Source organism: Roseibium aggregatum (assembly GCF_014692675.1).
Taxonomy (GTDB): domain Bacteria; phylum Pseudomonadota; class Alphaproteobacteria; order Rhizobiales; family Stappiaceae; genus Roseibium; species Roseibium aggregatum_C.
Genome location: NZ_JABFCZ010000021.1, coordinates 99,880 through 121,027 on the forward strand (window position 1 = coordinate 99,880; position 21,148 = coordinate 121,027).

General features: G+C 63.1%; 18 protein-coding genes. 9 read left to right on the forward strand and 9 right to left on the reverse strand.

From position 1 onward, the window contains the following. Nucleotides 1–15: 15 nt before the first annotated feature. Genes HK439_RS18715 through HK439_RS18730 form a run of 4 tightly spaced genes read left to right on the forward strand, consistent with a single transcriptional unit; the run spans nt 16 to nt 4,451 of the window. Nucleotides 16–963, forward strand: coding sequence for an ABC transporter permease (locus HK439_RS18715; protein ID WP_190292993.1), 948 nt, complete (start codon nt 16–18; stop codon nt 961–963). Then, nucleotides 960–1,838, forward strand: a complete 879-nt coding sequence (locus HK439_RS18720; RefSeq protein ID WP_190292994.1) for an ABC transporter permease — start codon at nt 960–962, stop codon at nt 1,836–1,838. Before HK439_RS18715 ends, HK439_RS18720 begins: the two co-directional genes overlap by 4 nt. 45 nt (nt 1,839–1,883) lie before the next feature. Beyond that, nucleotides 1,884–3,671, forward strand: a complete 1,788-nt coding sequence (locus HK439_RS18725; protein ID WP_190292995.1) for a gamma-glutamyltransferase family protein — start codon at nt 1,884–1,886, stop codon at nt 3,669–3,671. A gap of 18 nt (nt 3,672–3,689) precedes the next feature. After that, a complete protein-coding gene (locus HK439_RS18730) occupies nt 3,690–4,451 on the forward strand; it encodes a DUF1028 domain-containing protein (RefSeq protein WP_190292996.1) in 762 nt (253 codons plus the stop codon). Nucleotides 4,452–4,469: 18 nt separating this feature from the next. On the opposite strand, the gene HK439_RS18735 is transcribed toward HK439_RS18730, so the two are convergent. From HK439_RS18735 to HK439_RS18745, 3 genes are all read right to left on the reverse strand, one after another. Then, complete coding sequence (locus HK439_RS18735; RefSeq protein ID WP_190292997.1) at nt 4,470–5,204, reverse strand: hypothetical protein; 735 nt, start codon at nt 5,202–5,204, stop codon at nt 4,470–4,472. 74 nt (nt 5,205–5,278) lie between these two features. Continuing rightward, nucleotides 5,279–7,297 (reverse strand): adenylate/guanylate cyclase domain-containing protein, encoded by a 2,019-nt coding sequence (locus tag HK439_RS18740; protein WP_190292998.1) that lies wholly within the window; start codon nt 7,295–7,297, stop codon nt 5,279–5,281. Continuing rightward, complete coding sequence (locus tag HK439_RS18745; RefSeq protein ID WP_190292999.1) at nt 7,284–9,410, reverse strand: caspase family protein; 2,127 nt, start codon at nt 9,408–9,410, stop codon at nt 7,284–7,286. The genes HK439_RS18740 and HK439_RS18745 overlap by 14 nt, the downstream gene beginning before the upstream one ends. A 320-nt stretch (nt 9,411–9,730) precedes the next feature. Here HK439_RS18745 and HK439_RS18750 point away from each other — a divergent pair, with 320 nt between their 5' ends. Then, nucleotides 9,731–10,183 carry a methyltransferase family protein gene (locus tag HK439_RS18750; protein WP_190293000.1) on the forward strand — a complete coding sequence of 151 codons (453 nt, stop codon included), beginning with the start codon at nt 9,731–9,733 and terminating at the stop codon, nt 10,181–10,183. Nucleotides 10,184–10,226: 43 nt separating this feature from the next. Continuing rightward, a complete protein-coding gene (locus HK439_RS18755) occupies nt 10,227–10,433 on the forward strand; it encodes a hypothetical protein (RefSeq protein WP_190293001.1) in 207 nt (68 codons plus the stop codon). Between the two features lie 20 nt (nt 10,434–10,453). On the opposite strand, the gene HK439_RS18760 is transcribed toward HK439_RS18755, so the two are convergent. The 4 genes from HK439_RS18760 to HK439_RS18775 form a co-directional block, all read right to left on the reverse strand. Continuing rightward, entirely contained in the window at nt 10,454–11,536 is a 1,083-nt protein-coding gene (locus HK439_RS18760; RefSeq protein ID WP_190293002.1) for a glycosyltransferase family 61 protein, read from the reverse strand. Between the two features lie 83 nt (nt 11,537–11,619). Then, nucleotides 11,620–13,323, reverse strand: a complete 1,704-nt coding sequence (locus HK439_RS18765) for a thiamine pyrophosphate-requiring protein (RefSeq protein ID WP_190293003.1) — start codon at nt 13,321–13,323, stop codon at nt 11,620–11,622. A 168-nt stretch (nt 13,324–13,491) separates the two neighbouring features. Next, nucleotides 13,492–14,403 carry a lipid kinase YegS gene (gene yegS / locus HK439_RS18770; RefSeq protein ID WP_190293004.1) on the reverse strand — a complete coding sequence of 304 codons (912 nt, stop codon included), beginning with the start codon at nt 14,401–14,403 and terminating at the stop codon, nt 13,492–13,494. 35 nt (nt 14,404–14,438) lie between these two features. Continuing rightward, the gene (locus tag HK439_RS18775) at nt 14,439–15,362 is read right to left on the reverse strand and encodes a LysR substrate-binding domain-containing protein (protein WP_190293005.1); all 924 of its coding nucleotides are present in this window, start codon (nt 15,360–15,362) and stop codon (nt 14,439–14,441) included. Nucleotides 15,363–15,541: 179 nt separating this feature from the next. Here HK439_RS18775 and HK439_RS18780 point away from each other — a divergent pair, with 179 nt between their 5' ends. After that, complete coding sequence (locus tag HK439_RS18780; RefSeq protein ID WP_190293006.1) at nt 15,542–16,759, forward strand: acyl-CoA dehydrogenase; 1,218 nt, start codon at nt 15,542–15,544, stop codon at nt 16,757–16,759. A gap of 62 nt (nt 16,760–16,821) precedes the next feature. Further along, the gene (locus tag HK439_RS18785; RefSeq protein WP_190293007.1) at nt 16,822–18,003 is read left to right on the forward strand and encodes an NAD(P)/FAD-dependent oxidoreductase; all 1,182 of its coding nucleotides are present in this window, start codon (nt 16,822–16,824) and stop codon (nt 18,001–18,003) included. A 10-nt stretch (nt 18,004–18,013) separates the two neighbouring features. Here HK439_RS18785 and HK439_RS18790 read toward each other — a convergent pair whose 3' ends face one another. Continuing rightward, nucleotides 18,014–18,853, reverse strand: a complete 840-nt coding sequence (locus tag HK439_RS18790; RefSeq protein ID WP_190293008.1) for an N-formylglutamate amidohydrolase — start codon at nt 18,851–18,853, stop codon at nt 18,014–18,016. Nucleotides 18,854–19,037: 184 nt separating this feature from the next. Then, nucleotides 19,038–20,033, reverse strand: coding sequence for an NAD-dependent epimerase/dehydratase family protein (locus HK439_RS18795; protein ID WP_190293009.1), 996 nt, complete (start codon nt 20,031–20,033; stop codon nt 19,038–19,040). A 124-nt stretch (nt 20,034–20,157) separates the two neighbouring features. On the opposite strand from HK439_RS18795, the gene HK439_RS18800 reads away from it, so the two are divergent. Beyond that, nucleotides 20,158–21,057, forward strand: coding sequence for a LysR family transcriptional regulator (locus HK439_RS18800; protein WP_190293010.1), 900 nt, complete (start codon nt 20,158–20,160; stop codon nt 21,055–21,057). Nucleotides 21,058–21,148: the final 91 nt, after the last annotated feature.

A 21,148-nucleotide genomic window follows, 5' to 3' on the forward strand; every position in this document is an offset into this window, starting at 1 on the left:
CTTGGATGTGAACCCATGCTTTCCTACATCGCCCGCCGGCTGGCGATTGCGATCCCGACCCTGATCCTCGTGTCGATCTTCGTGTTCGTGCTGCAGAAACTGCTGCCCGGAGATCCCGCGCTGGTGCTTGCCGGCGAGGAGCGGGATCCGCAGGTGCTGGAGTTCATCCGCCAGAAATATCATCTGACCGAGCCGATCCTTTACCAGTATTTCTATTGGGTCGAAGCCATGCTTCGCGGCGATCTCGGCGTTTCGCTGCGCACCAACCAGCCGGTGCTGGAGCTGATCGCGGACAAGCTCCCGGTCACGATCCAGCTTGCAATCATGGCGATGATCATCGCCTTCATGATCGGCATTCCGACCGGCATCCTGTCGGCGGCGAAGAAAGGCACGCCGGTCGACTACATCGCCAATATCGTCGCGCTGTCCGGTCTTTCCATTCCCAATTTCTGGCTCGGCATCATGCTGATCATGCTCGTCTCGGTGAATCTGGGCTGGCTGCCGGCCTCAGGCTACGAGTCGCCCTTTATCGACCCGGTCCGCTCCTTCCAGACCATGATCATGCCGGCCTTCGTGCTCGGAACCGCCCTTGCCGCCACCTTGATGCGCCATACCCGCTCCGCCATGCTCGGCGTCCTGAAAGCGGATTACGTGCGCACCGCCCGCGCCAAGGGCCTGCGCGAACTGGTCGTGATCATCAAGCACGCCTTCCGCAATGCCCTCCTGCCCATCGTGACCCTGAGCGCGCTGCTGTTCGGCGAGCTTCTGGCGGGCGCGGTTCTCACCGAACAGATCTTCACCATTCCCGGCTTCGGCAAACTGATCGTCGATGCGGTCTTCACCCGTGACTATGCGGTCGTCCAGGGCGTCGTGCTGTGTACCGCGGCAGGCTTCATCCTGATGAACCTGATCGCCGATATTCTCTACTTCCTGCTCAACCCGCGCATGAGGAGTGCCCTGTGAGCGTCACGACCGATCATGCCGTTGCAGACGAGGAAGCCATTCGCAGCGAAAGCCGCGCCTGGAAGAAACTCAAGGCCAACAAGAGTGCGCTTGTCGGCTTCGTCATCGTTGCCTTCTTCATCATCATCGCCGTGGCGGCTCCGCTTTTACCGATCGCCGATCCGGCCGCGACGAGCTGGAGCGCGATCCGCAAGGCGCCCTCGGCCGCCCACTGGCTCGGCACCGACGAGATCGGCCGGGATATCCTGTCGCGCATGATCTGGGGGGCGCAGGCCTCGCTGATGGCCGGGGTGGTTTCGGTCTTCATCGCGGTGCTGATCGGTGTCCCGTTCGGGCTCTTGTCCGGCTATTTCGGCGGCTGGATCGACCAGGGTATCTCCCGGGCGACGGACGCGCTGCTGGCAACGCCGTTCCTGATCCTCGCCATCGCGCTTGCCGCCTTCCTGGGCCCGAGCCTGACCAATGCCATGCTCGCCATCGGCCTGTCCGCCATGCCGATCTTCGTGCGGCTGACCCGGGGCCAGGTGCTTTCGGTCAAGACGGAAGACTATGTGGAAGGCGCCCGCGCCATCGGCCTGACCGACCTGGCGATCATGACGCGCTACGTGCTGCCGAATGTATTCGCTCCGGTGCTGGTGCAGGCGACCCTGACGGTGGCGACCGCGATCATTGCCGAAGCGAGCCTTTCGTTTCTGGGCCTTGGACAACAGCCGCCCGACCCGAGCTGGGGCTCCATGCTGAACGTTGCCAAAAATTTCATGACACAGGCCCCGTGGATGGCCTGGTGGCCGGGTGCGGCCATCTTCCTCGTCGTCCTCGGCTTCAATCTTCTGGGAGACGGCCTTCGCGACGCGCTCGACCCGCGCGAAGGCTGATAATGCAAACAGGTTTCGACTGAGACCTATAATCAAGAGAACACCATGACCGCTTTCACCACCCGCCCCGAAATCAAAGGCACATTCGGCGTCGTCACCTCCACCCACTGGATCGCCACCGCCGTCGGCATGAGCATCCTGGAAAAGGGCGGCAACGCCTTCGATGCGGCGGTCGCAACCGGCTTCGTGCTGCAGGTGGTAGAACCGCAACTGAACGGTTTCGGCGGCGACCTGCCGGCAATCTTCCACGATGCGCGGACGAACCAGACCAAGGTGCTGTGCGCGCAAGGAACGGCGCCGGCCGGGGCCACCATCGACCATTACAAGAGCGAAGGCATCGACTTCATTCCCGGCAACGGGCTGCTCGCCACGGTGATCCCGGGCGCTTTCGACGGCTGGATGCAGCTCCTGCGCGACCACGGCACCATGGCCCTGCGCGACGTGCTGGAACCGGCCATCTATTACGCCGAACACGGCCAGCCGATTCTGCCGATCACCTGCAAGGCGATCGACGGGCTGAAGGAGTTCTTCGAGACCGAATGGCCGACGTCTTATCAGACCTGGCTGCCCGGCGGAAAGGTTCCGGAAGCCAATTCCCTGTTCCAGCAGCCGGTGCTGGCGGCGACCTGGAAACGCCTCCTGAGCGAAGCGGAAAGCAAGACCGGCCGCGAAGCCCAGATCGAGGCGGCGCGCGACTGTTTCTACCGCGGCTTCATTGCCGAGGAGATCGAGGCCTATCTGAAGACCGCCGAGGTCATGGACGGGTCCGGCCGCGCCCACAAGGGCGTGCTGACCGCTGACGACCTCGCCGGCTGGTCCGCAACTTATGAAGATCCGCTCACCGACGACTACCACGACTGGACCGTCGCCAAGACCGGCCCCTGGGGTCAGGGCCCGGTGCTGCTGCAGGCCCTTGCGATCCTGCGCGGCTTCGACATCTCAAATCTCGATCCGGCCGGAGCCGACTTCGTCCATCTCGTCGCCGAGGCGATGAAGCTCGCCTATGCCGACCGGGAGGCCTATTACGGCGACCCGGACTTCATGGACATTCCGATGGCAGCCCTGCTTTCGGAAGACTACAACGCGAAGCGCCGGGCGCTCATTTCCGACCAGGCCTCCTTCGACCTGCGTCCGGGCGTCCTGCCTGGCTTCGAGGCCCAGGTGGAAAAGACGCTCGCCGTGATCGACAGCGCCGGGATCACCAAGACCGGCGTCTACGAGCCGACCATGGGGCACCTGTCGGAACGGCGCGGCGACACGGTTCACATTGACATCATCGACCGCTGGGGCAACCTGTTCTCCGCCACGCCGTCCGGAGGCTGGCTGCAGTCCTCGCCGGTCATTCCGAACCTCGGCTTCTGCCTGAACTCGCGCGCGCAGATGTTCTGGCTGGAAGACGGCCTGCCGTCCTCGCTGGCTCCGGGCAAGCGGCCGCGCACGACGCTGACGCCGAGCCTTGCCTTTCATAAAGGACGGCCGACGCTCGCCTTCGGCACACCCGGCGGCGACCAGCAGGACCAGTGGCAGCTGCAGCTGTTCCTGCGCTACGTCCACCACGGGCTGGACCTGCAGCACTGCATCGACCTGCCGCTGTTCCACACCACCCATTTCCCGGCGTCGTTCCATCCGCGCCAGCGCCAGCCTGGCCATATCATGGTGGAAGAAACCATCGGCGCGGACGTCCTTGCCTCCCTACGCGCCAAGGGCCATGCGATCACCGAGGCGCCGGCTTGGTCGATCGGCCGGCTGACCGCAGCCAAGCGGGAGGAAAACGGTCTGTTGCGCGCCGCCGCCACACCGCGCCTGATGCAGGCCTATGCGGTCGGCCGATAACCGCCGGAGAGACAAGAGATGACCTATTCCATCGTCGCGCGGGATGCCAAAACCGGCGAGTTCGGCATTGCCGTTGCCAGCCGGTTCTTCGCCGTCGGCGCCATCGTTCCCCATATGGCGGGCGGTATCGGCGCCATTGCGACCCAGGCGTTCATCAGCCCGCTCTACGGCACCGACGGGCTGCAGATGCTGAAGGCGGGCAAATCCGCCGAGGAGGTTCTGGAAGCCGTCATCGGACGCGACGAAGGCCGGCACGCACGCCAGCTTCACCTGATCGACGCGCAAGGGCGATCCGCCGCCTTTACCGGCGAGAAATGCATCGACTGGGCCGGTCATCTCATCGAGGAAAACGTGTCCGTTGCGGGAAACATGCTTGCCGGGCCGGGCGTGATCGCGGAAACCATGGAGAGCTACCTGAAAAATGCGGACCTGCCGCTGGTCGAGCGCCTGCTGACGGCAATGGAAGCGGGCGAGAAGGCCGGCGGCGACAAGCGCGGCAAGCAATCGGCGGCTCTCAGGATCGTGCGGACGGAGGCCTTCCCGTGGCTGGATATCCGCACCGACGACCATGCCGATCCACTGGCGGAGCTTCGCCGGCTGCATGACGTTGCCCGGGAGCGGTTTCTCCACGTGGCGGAGACCCTGCCGACCACGGAAAATGTCTCCGGCATGCTCGACAGGTCCGTGATCGACCGCAGGATCGCCGAGCTGGAAGCGGAAAGGCTCGCCAGCGGCCGTCCGTCAGCCTCCTTCGCAACGCCTCCGGTACCAGCCCCGTAATTCGGGCAGAGACCGGACTTACTTGATCTCGGTCCTGGCATGCACATGGGCAATCAGCGACAGGGCCTGGCGTGCGCATTTGTTATCGACCATCCAGGCGAGAAGCTGCCCCGGGGCGGCATTTTCCATGTCTTTCGGCAGGACCTTGATCGACAATTCGCGCAAGTTACCGTCGAGCGAAACGACCATGGTTCCATCCTCCGCCGTGTAGTTATCCGGCAAGGGCAGGGAATTCTCGCCCTTCGGCCAGTCAAGATCGGTAACGCGGACGCCCGGTCCGCGGACCGAGACGGTCAGGGGAAGCGTCGACCGTTTACGCCACAGAACCAGTCCCGAGGCGCGCGTGCAGCGCGGTCCGGAGCTGTCCACGCTGACATCCCAGATGCTTGACGGCGATGCGAGCAAATCGCTCTTTGCGCTCCTCGACGCGCCCACGACTTCCGAGCGGGCGTCAGGATCTCCGAGGAACGTCTTGACCGCGTCCCATTGTGCCACCTGAACACTTTCCTGCGGCTTGTCGTCCTGCGCCTCGACAGGCCCGGTGTAGGGACCATCGATCACCTTCATCTCGCCGGTCTTCGACAGGACCGTGATGCGCGCCCCTTCCGGCAGTGAGATCTGCACCGCCGGATCAAGCTTCTGCCCGGCGTGCAATCCCGCATCGCCGCTTGTTGCAACGACAACGACTTCCGCCATGGCGGGGGTGACGATAAGGCCAAGAATGAATGCGGCAATCATATACAGTCTACGCATCGGACCATCTCCTGGAACAACTTCGATACCGGCATGGAGTAAAACTGTGCCGGTAACGGATTGGAATTGTGCAGTTATTTCTCCGAAAAAACCACTTTTGCGCCTTCGGCGCCTTCTCGCAAACGCTTGAGATGCAGCCGTGTCGGCCCATCCTCCGGATTGAGTTTTGCGACCTTTTCAAATGCGGCAAGGGCGTCCCGATCGCCGTTTTCCATTTGCCGGAATGCCTCAAGATAGCCTTTCATCCAGGCGGCTGCGGTATTTTCCGCCGGCATCGGCTCGTAACAGGAAAGCGGGGCCGCGCGTCCTTTCAGGACAATATCTCCGACCGGACGGAACGCGACGCTATCGCAGTCTTCCGCAACGTCTCGGCTGACACAGATCCGGGTTCCGAGATAGCGGTTCGCCCCTTCCAGGCGCGCCGCCGTGTTCACCGTGTCGCCAATGCCCGTGTAGTCGAAAAAGCGCCGTCCGCCGAAATTCCCGATCACCGCCTCACCGCGGTGGACGCCGATGCGCGTTGCCCCCAGAGGTATGCCCCGGCGAACCGCATCCGCGCGATAGTCCTCGCAGGCGGCATCGAGCGCCATGGCAAGGTTTACCGCGCGCGCCGACTGGTCGGACATGGCCTCCGGCGCGCCGAAAAAGCCGACGACCGCGTCGCCGATGATCTTGTCGATCGTCGCACCATGTTCGGTCATCAGGTCGCACATCCGGTCGAGATACCCGTTCAGGAGTTCGGCGACCTGGTCCGGCGGCAAGGATTCCGACAGGGTCGTAAAACCCTGCAGATCGGTGAAGAGATAGGTGACGGTCCGCTTCTGGCCGCCGAGCGCCAGGCTTATGTCGCCGCTGGACAGGCGTTTGACGACGGCGGGGCTGACATATCGGGAGAAGGCGGTCTTGAGGAACGCACGCTCCGTCCGGTCGGCCCGCCAGCGAACCACCGCGAGGATGAATGCGCAGGCAAGGGCCGCGGCCGGAGGACCGAGGACCGGCGGCATGACGATGTCCCTGCTGACGAGCAGCCAGACGCCAAACGCATAGATCGCAATGGCTGCGCCGAGGAATAGCGCGAACCGGCCGGGTCGCCTGGTGCGAGCAAATATCAACGCGACGGCAAGGGCGGCGGCTGCCATGAGAAGCAGTGTCTGCGTCAGCGACAGGGTTGCGATCATGCGGCCAGACAGAACCTGCGCCAGGATATGGGCATGGATCACGATCCCGGGCAAGGTTCCCGCGGCCGAGCCGGCAATTGAAACAAGCGGCGTCGGGTGCCGGTCGATGTTCGGCAGGTCGGTGCCGATGAGGACATATTTTCCGGCAAACCAGTCCGGCGGCAGGAACGCGACGGTTTGCGCCGGATATCTTGGAAACGCCGGCGCGCCGTCCTGTTCCGGCGGATGATAAAGGATCCGTCCGCTTACGGGTTTCCGCCCGCTGCCGGTATCGGCCAGGGCGCCCGTAAACGTCAGGACCGGCTTTCCGTCCCGGTCAAAGGGCGACGGCAGATGGCGCAGGATGCCATCGGTATCGTCGCGCTGGAGAATGACGGAACCGTGTTTGCGGTTCGCAACAACCTCCTGCAGATAGGCGTATTGCCGGTCCGTCAGGAGCTTGGCCCCTTTCGCCACCGCGAGGATCACGGGGCTGGACGCCCGGTCGATCGCTTCGAACAATTTGCGGTCCTTGTCCGGATCGCTCGGGCTGTCGAGCAGGATGTCGAGACCGATGGCCTTCGGACCGGCCGCCGCGAGCGTGTCGATCAGATCTGCCAGGAAACCCCGGTCGATGGGCGAGCGGTAGGGAAACTGGGCGAGCGTGTCTTCGGTCAGGGTCACGATCACGATGTCATCCCGCTTCGTCGCGCTGACATCGGCAAAGCGGAACAGCAGCAGGTCTCCGATTACCGGATCCAGCCGGGTCGCAAGCGGCAGGGCGATCGCCACGGCCAGGATACTGGCGGCAAGAGCGATCGCCAGCCGCCGCCACGGACCTGCCGCGCGCGGCGCGTAGGGAGGGGGCTGTGTCGCGCGACCGATGCGGTTTTCCCGTTTATCGGTGCGCGCGACTGCAAGATCATTTGGGCGCATCGAACCGTTTTACCTCGGAGCGGGTGCCGTCCGCGTAGGAAAGCTGAACCGAGATATACCCTGTGGGTTTCGGAATGGCCGTATAGACGACCGACCCGGGCCCGGCACTCGGGATCGCATGCGGATTGTCCGGGTCGCACGTGCCGATCTCGAACTCCTTGTCGGGCGTATCGGTATCGACGCCGTAAAGCACCGTGTCGATGGCGCAGCGATAGCTGATCAGCTGCGTGAAATAGACCAGACGCTTGCCGTTCCAGTCGCGGTAGCTGACCCAGGCGTTGGACAGGCGCTCCAGAATGTCCTTCTGGCCGGCGACCAGGGCAGCGCCCGGGCGGAAATTCACCTTGAAGGGCCCCTGGGTTTCGCCGCGGATATCGGTGTATTTCACCTCGATATCCGTATCTCCCGCCGTTCCGGGCAGTTCGAATGACGGATAGGGGATCGGCTGGCCCGTGGTCGGGTCGACCGCACCGTTGACGAAGCCGGTGGACCGGAAATCCCCTCCGGGCAGGCGGACGAAGATTTCCCGCGTCCGGTCGGCGATCGACAGGTTGAGCATCCAGCCCTGGTTGGAGCGCATGGGGATGATCTTGACCGGATTGGCGAGCGCCGTCGTGTTCAGGAGCGACAGGGCCGCCAGCCGGGTCTTGGCATCCTCGACACGCTCGGCCGCCATCTGCTGGTCGATGAAATAGCGCAGGAAGTGGCCGTCCTCGACGCCCTTCATGAACCGTTTCAGAAGATCGAGCTCCTTTGTCTTGTCGGCAAGGGACTGCTGGCCGAGCCGCGCCTGGGAATAATCCAGGCTGAGTGCGTAAAGCGCCGGAGCGAAGTCGGGATAGGCATCGATGAAGGCGGTCAGGCGGCGTACCCGCTCGTCACGATCCTCCAGCAGGATCTCTGCGAACAGGGTGGTCGGGTCGCGCCGGCCCTGGGACAGGGCCCGGTAGACCTCGCGCGCGCCGGCACGGCCTTCCTGGACCTTGAGAACCGCCTGGAACCGCAGATGCGGATCGACCTGGGGTTCGCCGAAGGCGAAATACTTCAGGTAATCCTGGCGGGCTCTGGGATAATCGCCCTTGAGTTCGCGCAGGCGCGCATTGGCGTAGAACTCGTGCGGGCGCGTGGGGTTCTCCACCAGCAGGGACCGGCTCTGAAGTTTCGCAAACAGCTTTTCGATATCGCTGCCCGCACCGTTTCCGACCTGCTCAAGACGCTTGCGGGCGAGTTCGGCAAAGGAGCCTTGCGGGAACCGGTCCAGGTAGGCCTGGATCTCGGCCGTGTCGTTGCTGTCCTTCACATCGTTCCAGAACTGCAGCTCCAGCTGGATGGCGTTACCGGCGGCCGATCCACTGGCAACCGTGTTGCCTCCGGCCTGATTGCCGCCCGGCACCAGCACGATATCGGTGGTCAGCGAGGAATGGTCCCAGGGAACCTGCTCGCCGCCGGTCGCCTCGACCACCTGCTGGCGAACGCGCTTGAACACGGCTTCGATGGTCGCCCCCGGCACGAGAATTTCCCGGGCGATCGCGCCGCTATAGGGGCTGTTGAGACCCTGGCCGTCCGTCGCCGTGCTGCCCGGCGCGGTGGCGAAGGAAATGAAGCTTCCCCGGGGCGTGCTGGACAGGAGGGTGAAGCCGCCGGCGGTTCCGCCCGCCGACCGCTTGAGCGCGGTGTTGCGGCAGGCATCGAGAATGACGATATTCGCACCATCATGGGCCTGTTCGACCGCGGACAAGACCCAGTCGACGGACATGGCCTCGAATTCCGCGTCGACCTCATCACGCAGGTCGGCTTTCAGAGGGGCAAGGTAATTGTGCCCGCCCGCCTCAAATCCATGACCGGAATAGTAGACGGCGGCGATCGATCCGGTGCCGGCCTGTTTGAGCTTGTCGGTGAAATCGCGAACCGACCGCTTCATGGTGCGCAGGTCCGCATTGAGCACGAGCTCGACGTCAAAGCCCGCGGTTTTCAGGCTGTCGGCGATGAGCGCCGCATCATTGGCCGGGTTCTTGAGCGGCGGCAGCGTCTTGCTGCCGTAGTCGGCGTTGCCGAAGACCAGGGCGAGACGTTCGCCGGCCAGGGCCTTGCCCGACAGGGCGCATACCAGCACCAAGCCTGCAAGGAGATATGCCGCAATGAAAGAATGTGTCCGCCGGGCTGGCATTCTGTTCATGGTCGCTCCCCCGATTTGATCGTTCCTGATTTGACCGTGTCCGGATCGTAGCGTCAATTGCTTCAGATTATGTTGCAGCAGAACGAAAAATCCGGATCATCCTGGAACGACATCTAGCAGCACCAAGAAAAAAGCGATGTGATTTCCGTCACGTAGTGGCGATTGTGCCGTATTCGCCTTCGCCGGGGCTTTCCGGTGCTGTCATCCGTAAATATATAAAGACCCTACCGATCCGGAATCCTTGAGGTCACGGTGTCATGCGCCCGATTGTTCCGCCCCCGATTGTCGGCCTTGCCGCCGCCGGCGTGATCTGGCTGGCGTTCACCTACCTGCCGGCCCTGACAATCGCCTTTCCCGGCCAGATCGTTCTCGCCGCGATTTTCGCAGGCACCGGCGTGCTGATCGAGGGCATGGGTGTTCTCGCCTTCCTGCGGAAAAGAACGACGATCAATCCCTTGAGGCCGGAGCGGGCCGGAAGCCTCGTCGTATCCGGCCTCTACCGGATTTCGCGCAATCCGATGTATCTCGGCATGGCCGTTCTCCTGGCCGGCTGGGCCCTTTATCTCGGCAGCCTGGCGGCCCTCATCATCATTCCGGCCTTCGTCTGGCTCCTGACCGAGCTCCAGATCAAGCCGGAGGAAGTCGCGCTTGAGTCCGTCTTCGGCGAGGACTATCAATCCTACAAGGCGCGGGTGCGCCGCTGGATCTGACCGAACCGGGTCTTCAAGCCCAAACACATCCTCCGGAACCGCCATGTCTGCCACAGCGAAGATCATTCCGGCCCTTTTGAGCGCAGGCCTCCTGGCCGGTTGCGTCTCCGTTTCCGCGGGCGGCTCGGTCTTCGGTGCAAGATCGACGGTATCGGGCAATACGGTGGAAACCGAGACGACGGTCAGAAGCGCCTCCGTCGGGGTCACGCTTCCCCCGCAAAACGGGACAAATGCGCCGTACCCGCAATGAGACGGGTCGGGCGACCCGTTTCAGAACCTGTCCAGGATTGCCTTGAGCTGATCCAGGTCGACGTGCGTGCTGGCGGTAAAGGCGCGGCCCTGCGGATCGTCGGTCATCATGCTGGCGTAGTCGAAACCCTTTTCGCGGGCGAGCATGTAATAGTGCGGCGAGCCCATGCCGGGAAAGAACAGTTCCACGAACGTGCACGGTGGCGAGCGGCGGAAGATCAGGTTGGTCAGGCCCGCGCCATGGGCGCCGGCGATCGCGGGTGCCCTGGAGAACGTGCGCACCTGCTCTTCAAATAACAGATCGCCCGGATCGATCAGCTCAAAGCCGTAACGGCCCACCAGGTCGTTCACGGCCTGCTGGTTGCGGAAGATCCGCCCGTTGGCGGCCGACGGCTTCCTGATGACGAACAGCGGCGCGCCGTCTTCCTGGATCTCGGGAACGCCCAACCGGTCACAGAGCCACTGCAGATAGGGCCCGTAGAGAAAGAAGCCCCGGACGACATAGGCCTCGTCGACCCTGAAAACCTTCCTTTTTCCCTGAACGACCACCTTGCGCTTGCCGAAGATGCCGAGTTTCACCGCCTCCTGGAAAAACCGCGTTGAAGCGGTGTTTGCCGTCACCAGAAAAGGAATGTCGTCGGGCAGTCCGAGGCTCTCGATGACCCGGACCCGGTTTATGATCAGGGTGAAGAAATGAAAGTAGTTGTCGCCATGGATGTGGTGCAGGAGGATCGCGGACGGGAGCCGTTCTACCGGTCCCATCATGTGGGTGAGATATTTCGGGTTCCGCTCGCGGACATGATTGTCGGTCGAGCCCCAGACCACCCGGCCGTTGACGAACAGGAGCCCCATTTTCGGGTCGACCGTACACGGCACCTTGACCCGGAAGACGGCTTCTTCGTCCTCGGCTTCAGCCCGGTCCGCCAGGCCTTCATGGGCCTGTTCCGGCATGATGGCCGGTCCCGGGTCCGAATAGGGCGGACGCGTCTTGTAGTGGATCCTCTCCGTGACGTCCGCAAACGACGCCTGCGGCCACAGGCGGTCCAGACGATGGACCACCGCCTTCCGGCTCCGGTGCAACGTATCCCGGAAAGGATAGCTCATGTTCGGTCTGCCTCTTGGCGAATGAAGAGAGAGCGGCCGCGTGCGACTCATGCCACGGCCACCTGTCGTATCCGCCCTGCGGCTTAGCCCGAGATCTTTATTTCGACAAGAGCCTGGGTCCGGTTTTCGTCGATGTGCCGGATCGCCTCAGCGAGTACGCCCGGCAGGTCCTTGCCGTCGGAAACGCTTGCCGTCCAGGCACGGCTTGCTTCCGCCACCTTGGTGAAATCCGGGCTGGGCGCGAGACCGACCAGCGGCATGTCATTGGATTTTGCCGCGTAACCTTCGGGATAGATGCCGGTCACCGAGTGCCGCACCGCGCCCCATTCGGCATTGTTCAAGACCAGGAGCAGGATCGGCAGACCGAGGGATTCCGCAATCTGGTGACAGGTCACCGGATTGGAGAACATGTAGGAGCCGTCGCCCATGGTGGCGACCACCAGCCGGTTGCGGTCGGCAAGCTGAATGCCGAGGCCGCAGGGGAACGACCAGCCGAGACCACCGGAATGCGGTTCCTGGAACCAGGTATTGTGTTCCTTGAGGTCGATCTGGGCGAGCGGGCAGCCGAGTTCCGACAGAACGGTGGCCGGCCGGTTCGCGATCGCATCCGAAAGGCATTTGGAAACATAGGCCTTGGTCATCGGCGCGCCGCTGCCGGCGTCGGCCGCGGCCAGCGCCTTGTCGAGCGTGGCCCTGGTGCGGCCCGTCACCTTGTCGCGGCGGGCGGCGCATTTGGCCTTCTGGCCCGCCTGATGCGCCTTCATGGCGTCTGCGAGCGCGAGCACCGCATCGGAGGTGTCCGCCATGATCGACACGTCGGAGCGGAAATTGCGGACCGGGAAGCGGGAATAAAGCGGGTTCTGGCCGATCTGGATGATCTTGCAGTCCGCCCGCGGCTTATGGACGTCCGGCGACCAGGGCGCCAGGCAGTCGAGCACGACGATGGCGTCCGCCTCGCTGATATAGGGCTCCAGGTCCGCGCCCGCGTTCATGGGATGGAATGACGGCAATGCGAGCTGGACCGCCCAGTACTGGGAAACCGGAATGGCCCAGGTATCGACCATGTCGGCAAAGGCGGCGAAGGCTTCTTCAGATCCCGTGCCGCGCTGCGCGACGATCAGCGGATTTTCCGCCTCCGCCAGGATACGGGCGGCTTCGGCAATGGCTTCGGGATGAACGCCGATCTTGTGCGCGCTCATGGTGGGCGCCGGCTCCAGTTCGGAGACCGGACACGGCTCGCACAGCACCTCGCGCGGCAGGCTCATATAGACCGGCCCCTTGGGCAGGGACGTGGCGACCGCATAGGCGCGGTCGGCCATTTCGGCGACCTGTTCGGGAAAGCGCAGCTCATAGTCCCACTTGGTGGCCTCACGGACGAGTGCGGTCTGGTCGCGCATTTCCTGGCCCCAGCCGATCGGCACGGTGCGGGCGCCGAGACGGTCGCGTTCGACAACGGGAGTGCGGCCGGAGAACAGCAGCATCGGCACATGATCGGTCGCCGCATTGATGGCGCCAATCGCACAGTTCGCCAGTCCGACGTTGGTGTGCGCCATGACCGCCTGGGCCTTGCCGGTTGCGAAATAATAGCCGTGGGCCATGCCCATGGCGGCATTTTCATGGGGCATGATCAGGGCTTCGGGCAGATCGATCTGCTTGGCGCGGGCTTCCGCCAGGCCTTCGATGATCGGCGGGAAATCGGTCCCCGAGTTGGCGAAAATATAGTCCACACCCAAGGTCTTCAGGCGGGCGAGCAGCGCTCCGCCTGCGGTCATGGTGTCTTTTGTCATCGTTTCGTATCCGCCCCTAGACATGGCCCCCAGGGCCATTTCATTTCTTTCGCGCCGATTAAACCGACCTACCACGGCCGCGCAACCATCTGTAGGTTTTAGCCTGTTGATAGTTTGATTTCAAACCAATTGCCCACATCCTCTCAATTGCGATCTGAGCGCCCCCGATCAGGGACGCTTCAAGACGATACGGCTTTGCAATGCGGCCACTTCGATATCCGCCGAATGCAGCGGTTCCCCGTCCAGATTGATCTGCAGGGGCTGATCCGCATGGATGGTCAACTCCGCCAGTTGCTTCTTCACCACCGCGCCGCGCAGTCCCTCAAGTCCGCCCTGCAGAAGGCGGCCGAGTATATCCGGCACATCGGTCGCCTGAGGCGCGGGAATAATGGTCAGGTCCAGCTTGCCGTCATTGAGGTCGGCATCGGGACAAAGCTGAAAGCCACCACCCGCCTGGCGCCCATTACCGATCGCAAGGGCAAGAAACGCCCCTTCCCAGGAAAAGCCATCACCCTCGATCCGCCCTTCATGGGCATCAAGTTCGGCAAACCGGTTCAGACCGGTGAAGAGATAGGCGGCCCCGCCGAGGGTTTTCTTCAATCTCGGGTCCGTCTCCGTGGTCACGCTTGCTCCGAAGCCGCCGGTTGCCATGTTGACGAACGCCCGTCCGTTGACCACGCCGATGTCGGTCGGCTTCGCGTCCGCTTCCGCCGCTATTTTCAGGCAGGCCGTCAGATCCTGCGGATCAAGCCCCATGCCGCAGGCAAAGTCGTTGGCGGTTCCAAGCGGCAGGACGGCGAGGGCGAAGGGCGGTTTGTCATCCGCGGCAAGGTCCCCATGGAGCGTGGAAACGACCGCGTTCACGGTGCCGTCGCCGCCACCGGCAACGAGGCAATCGATCCCGTCATCGGACGCCAGGGCGAGTGCTTCCCGGGTCAGGCGTTCCGTATCGCCGTCTTCCCAGGTCACGCGGACCGAGACCTCATGGCCGGCATCGCGCACTTTACCCACAGCCGCCCGCACGTCTTCGCGCTGAGCGGACTTTCCATTGAGAACGAGACGCAAATGGCTTCCGCTCATTTCAGGTTCCTCAAAAACATCAGGGCCCTGCCCCCCTAACCCGGCAGCATCTCTTCCCGGTCCGCCCGTGCGGCCCGGGCCTCTTCCATCAGCCAGCCCCGGAAGGCCCGAACCACCGGGCGCAGGGTCCGGTTTTCCGGATAGACGAAATGATAGGCGGTCTCCTGCGGCATGGGCAGGTCAAACAGACGAACCAGCCGGCCGGAGGAAAGTTCCTCCTCGATGAAGAATTTCGGAATGAGCGCGGCGCCGGCATGATGCACGGCGGCTTCGGAGATCATGACGAATTGTTCGAAACGCGCGCCCTGGAAGGCCGCGTCCGTTTCCACACCGGCAATGTCGAACCACTGGCGCCAGGCGAGCGGCCTGGTGGCAAGCTGCAGGCGCGGCACAGGAACAAGATCCGCGGGCTTGCGGATACCGTGGCGGTCGCGGAACGCCCGCGATGCGACCGGCACCACCTCTTCGGGAAACAGCGGCTCGGCAATGGTCCCGGCCCAGACCGGATCGCCGTGATGGATGGCGCCGTCGAACGGCTCCACATCGAAGTCGAAGGGCTGCAGGCGCACACTCAGGTTCAGACCGGCGCTCGGATAGCGGCGCTGGAATTCCGCCAGGCGCGGCGCGAGCCAGCGGGTACCGAACGTGGGCAAAACCGCGAGATTGAGCACATCCTCGCTGCCGGCATAGGACATGACCTGCCGGGTCGCCGTCGTCATCTGCTCCAGGGCGCCCCTGATATCGTGGAGGTAGAGCCGGCCCGCATCGGTCAGCACGATCCTCTGCCGGACCCGGCGGAACAGCTCGACCCCCAGCCGGTCCTCCAGATGGCGCACCTGCTTGGAAACCGCCCCTTGTGTCAGATGCAGTTCCTCGGCTGCCCGGGTAAAACTCAAATGGCGCGCGGCGCATTCGAAGGCGATCAGGGCATCGGCCGGCGGCAGAAAGGCGCGTTTCATGTTCGTTCTATCCGGGACAAGGGCAGTTCATTCCAGTTCGGCATGAACAATGGAGGAGAAATCGCTTTTCCGCAATTGCCGTCCGGGGCAGATTGTGCCGAATTCGACGAGACGCCGCGCGATCGTGGCAGGTATAGTGACAACACCAAGCCCGGCAGGCGGGCACGAGGAGAAACCCCATGAATGCTCCGGTAAAAGGAAAGTCCTCCCCGGCGGGTGGCGGCGTGTTTGACTGGCAAGACCCGTTCATGATGCGCGATCAGCTCAACGAAGATGAAGTGCTGATCATGGAAACCGCCCATGCCTTTGCGCAGGATAAGCTGCAGCCGCGGGTGATCGACGCCTACCGGGAGGAAAAGACCGACCGGGAAATCTTCAACGAGATGGGCGAACTCGGCCTCCTCGGCATCACCCTGCCGGAAGACTACGGCTGTGCGGCCGCGTCCTATGTTTCCTACGGTCTCGTCGCCCGCGAGGTGGAACGGGTCGATTCCGGCTACCGCTCGATGATGAGCGTGCAATCCTCGCTGGTGATGCACCCGATCTATGCCTACGGCAGCGAGGAGCAGCGGAAAAAATACCTGCCGAAGCTTGCGACCGGCGAATATGTCGGCTGTTTCGGTCTGACGGAGCCGGACGCCGGGTCCGATCCCGCTGGTATGCGCACCCGGGCGGAAAAGATCGACGGCGGCTACAAGCTGACCGGCTCGAAGATGTGGATTTCCAATTCCCCGATCGCCGACGTGTTCGTGGTCTGGGCCAAGTCGGAAGCCCATGACGGCGCCATCCGCGGCTTCGTTCTGGAAAAGGGCATGAAGGGCCTCACCGCACCGAAGATCGGCGGCAAGCTATCCTTGCGCGCCTCGATCACCGGCGAAATCGTCATGGACAACGTGGAAGTTTCCGAAGACGCCCTGTTGCCGAATGTCTCCGGGCTGAAGGGGCCGTTCGGCTGCCTTAACCGCGCCCGCTACGGCATCGCCTGGGGCTCCATGGGAGCTGCGGAAGACTGCTGGATGCGCGCGCGCCAGTACGGCCTTGAACGCATCCAGTTCGGCCGTCCGCTCGCCCAGACCCAGCTTTTCCAGAAGAAACTCGCCGACATGCAGACGGAAATTACCCTCGGTCTTCAGGCCGCTCTTCGCGTCGGACGCCTGTTCGATGACGGCAAGGTCGCCCCGGAGATGATTTCCCTCATCAAGCGCAACAACTGCGGCAAGGCGCTCGATATCGCCCGTCAGGCCCGCGACATGCACGGCGGCAACGGGATCCAGGAAGAATACCACGTGATGCGCCACGCCCAAAACCTGGAGACGGTCAACACCTACGAGGGCACGCATGACGTCCATGCGCTGATCCTCGGCCGGGCGCAGACCGGCCTGCAGGCCTTCTTCTAAACAGAACACGCTCTCAATAGCGCCGGAGGTTCCGACCTCCGGCCTTTTCCTGGCGGTGCCGGATGGCTCAATCGACTGCAGACGTCGCAATCATCGGCGGAGCCGTGATGGGCTCCTCCATCGCCTGCCAGCTTGCCGGCCGCGATGATTTTTCCGGCCGGACCGTCGTGATCGAGGCCGATCCGTCCTACCAGGTCTGCGCCTCGGCGCGCTCCGCCGCCTCGATCCGGCAGCAGTTTTCCAGCGCCATCAACATCGAGATCTCCCTGTTCGGCATTCAGTTCCTGCGCGAGATCGGCGACCGGCTCGCCGTCAACGGCGACAGGCCCGCGATTGATCTCAACGAGGGCGGCTATCTCTTTCTCGCGACGCCGGACAAGCAAGACATTCTCACCGAAAACCATGCCCTGCAGACGCGCCTCGGCGCCGATATCGCCTGGTTTGACACGGAAGGCCTGAAAGCCAAATTCCCCTGGCTCAATGTCGAGGATCTTGCCGCCGGCTGCCACGGCCTCACCGGCGAAGGCTGGTTCGACGGCTACGGCCTGATGCAGGCCTTCCGCAAGAAGGCCCGCTCGCTCGGCGTCGATTACATCGCCGCAAAGGCAGAAAATCTGGTTAGGGAAGGCGCTGGCTGGCGGATCGGCCTGTCGAACGGCGAAAGTCTGTCGGTGGCAAAGGTGGTCAATGCGGCCGGCGCGTCAGGCGGGGCGGAGATCTGCCGAAAGGCCGGGCTCGACATTCCGATCCACAGCCGGAAGCGCTGCGTCTTCACCTTCGAATGCCGCGATGCCCTTCCCCGCTTCCCGTTGCTGATCGATCCGAACGGGACCTATGTCCGGCCGGAAGGCACCGGCTATATCTGCGGTTCCGCGCCGGATGAGGCCAACGATCCGGACTGCGACGACTTCGAGGTCGACTACCCGCTGTTCGAGGAACACATCTGGCCGACACTGGCCGCCCGTGTTCCGGCGTTCGAGGCGATCAGACCGGGAGCGGCCTGGGCAGGCTCCTATGACATGAACCTTTTCGACCACAACGCCTTCGTCGGCGCCGTTCCGGACCTGGACGGGTTCTATCTCGCGCTCGGATTTTCCGGTCACGGCCTGCAGCAGTCGCCCGCAATAGGGCGCGGGATGGCCGAACTGATTGCCTGCGGCCGCTATGAAACCCTCGACCTCACGCCGCTTTCCATCGAGCGGTTCTACCAGAACAAGCCCCTGATCGAACGCAACGTCGTCTGAGTGTTGCCGCTCAGGAGACGGCCGGTTCGCCGGCGGATCGCTGCTCCGCCGGATCCGGCTCAAACCCTTGTGCCCATTCGCTCACCCTGCTCAGCCCTTGACCAAGAAGCGTCTTCAGGCGGGCGGAGCTGGTGCGGTCCGGCTCGAATGGCGGCGATTCATGGCGGAGATACGCCCTTTGGGCGATGACGAGCGTCATCGCATGGACGCCGATATCGGGCCGACCGTAGGTCCGGGTGATATAGCCGCCCTGGAAGACATCATCGACCGCCACGGACATTCCTTCCGCACCCTCGAAGGTGGCCGCGAATGTCCGGACAAGATCCGGATGGCAGGCCGCATGGTCTGCCGTGCCCAGATTGAGCACCGCAAGCTCTTGGTCGATATAGCCTTTTATCTTGGAGCGAACCGACCGGCAGTCGATCAGGACCACCGTGTCATGGATCTTTTTCAGCCGTTCCACCTCCTGTCGAAGGGCTTCATGAAACGGGAAATAGAACAGGAGGGCGCGCTGCTCCGTCTCGGTCGGACCCGGTTCTTCGTCAAGCTGGTAGATCCGCTTGTTGTCGAGGGTGGTCACCGGGCACAGCGCATTCACAGGATCGGCTTCGGGATCCTGCTGAAGGTCCGGGGCCTGGTCCACATCGATGACATACCGCGACGCCGTGGAGCGCAGGAGAGTCGCGTCCAGACCCGAATCCAGATCCAGTATCGTTTCCAGCCGCCAGGAAATATCAGTCTGCAACCGTCCCGTGGCGTTCATCCGGTTTTCGATTGCCGGAGGAATCTGCGTGCCGCTGTGCGGCAGGCAGAGGATCAAAGGGCTTTCGCCTTTTTCGACCAGAATCATTTCAATACGCCAAAAAGGGAGACTCAAACAAAAAAGCAGTTTGAGTCTCTAACCCAACGGAAACAAGACGTTTGGCCGCCTGCCCACGAAAAACTTGTGCGCCGCATACCTGAGGTTTCGCGCGTTCGGTTTTGCAGATGGGACAGGCGTCCTGCCGGAATCGGAGAACCCGGATCGGCTGTCCTTATGACAAATCGGAAGCCATAGCTCCATTGCCGGCGTTTTTAAGCTGTTGATTATCCGCAGGAGACCGGTTTCCCGCGAGATTTTCCACCACCTCGGCAATGACACGGTCGAGCGATGTCGCCGGCAAGTCCGGCAGGGTCGCCGCCAGCTTGCTGCCGTCGACCCGATGGGGGACTTTCCACAGGTAGGCCATTTCGGTGACTTCCCGCATAAGCGGGCTGAAACGACCCGCGATCCGAACCAGCGGCCACGGCATGCCGCGAACCTTCAGGCTGCGGCCCGCCGCCTTTTCGACAGCCGCGATCAGCTCCCGGCCGGTCAGGGAAAACCCTGGAAAACCGAATTCCTCGAAATCGGAAATTTCGTGACGCTTGCCGGCCAGCCTTGCCATGGCCGCGGCCATGTCCGGCAGATAGGCCCAGGCGTGCACACGGTCGAGCGGGCCGGGGTACATGACCTTTCCCTTCTCCACGCCGGCGAGAATATGGTTTTCCAGCCAGTTGCCCGTCTTCCGGCCGTCGATGAAATCCCCTGCCCGCAGGACAATGGTGCGGATGCCGTGGGAACCGGCGTAGCTTTGCTCCATTTCCTCCCGCAGACGTCCCTTGCGGGTCGTCGGCAGGTGCGGCGTTTCCTCGCTCAGGACGGAGGGCATGCCGGCGCCGTAATTGTAGACGTTGCCGGGCAGCATCACCGTTGCGCCCGACCGCCACGCCGCGGCAATCACGTTCTTCGTGAACACCGGGAGATCCTGCCGCCACAGCGGATAGGGCGGGTTGAGCGCGTTGACGATCACGTCACAGCCTTCCGCGGCCCTGACGACCATATCCCGGTCATGTGCGTCGCCGATCATCCATTCCTGCGCATCCGCCGGGCGCGGGTTCGGCATCGACCGGGAGAAGGCGCGAACCGTCCATCCCGAAGCCCCGAAGGCTGCCATAGCTGCGCGGCCGAACCGGCCGGTTGCCCCCAGAACTACGACTCTCTTCTGCATGATCCTGTCCTTCCTTGATGCATAGGTCATGGGGCGAGATATGAGGCATTCATAATCGAGGGAAAATCGGCTAATATTGAAACTAATATATTCAAATATGAATATCCTGCGGTCTGGGCCAGAAATGAAACCACCTCTCGACTGGAGCTTATTGCAATCCTTTGCGGCCGTCGCGGCCAACGGCTCCCTCTCCGCCGCCGCCCGTAAACTCGGCAGCAGTCAGCCGACGCTCAGCCGGCATATTGCCTCCCTGGAAATGCAGACCGACAGCCGGCTGTTCGAACGCTCCCCCGGCGGTCTGGAGCTCACGGAGGCGGGAGCGGAGCTCTATGACTTCGCGCTCAGGATGGCGGATGCCGCCGAGGACCTGCGCCTGGCAACCGAAGGCCGGACACAGACGCTCTCCGGAACGGTCCGGCTGACCGCCAGCGCGATCATGGCGACCTACGTCCTGCCCGATATCCTGACCGCCCTGCGGCGGGAGGAGCCGGAGATCGATATCGAGCTCATCGCCTCCGACCGCACGGAGAACCTGCTGCAGCGAGAAGCCGATATCGCCGTTCGCATGTACCGGCCGACCCAGGTGGACGTGATTACCCGCAAGATCGCCGACCTCAGTTCCGGCGCCTTCGCCACGCCTGCATACCTGGAAGCCCGCGGCATTCCCGAAACGATCGAGGATCTGCGGTCCCATGACGTCGTGGGTTACGACCGCAGCGATCTCATCATCAAAGGCTTCGAGGCCGCCGGGCTGAAGGTCGGCCGCGGATTTTTCCCGTTCCGATGCGACAATCAGGTGGTCTGCTGGCAGATGGCCGTGGCCGGATACGGCATCGGCTTCGTGCTGCAGGCCGTCGGACGATCCGAACCGGCCGTGGTTCCGATCCTGGAAAATGCGGACATTCCGAAACTGCCGGTCTGGCTCACCGCCCACCGGGAACTGAAGGTCAGCCGGCGCGTGCGCCGGGTCTACGATTTCCTGGCCGACCGTCTGGAGCGGCTGGAAAACTCTTCTGCCCACTAGGGTATCTTTCCGATTGGCGGATTATGCGCGGCCATTTATATATTCGGAACCGGATACAAATCCCTCCTCATTCTGTTCACCGCCCAAGGAT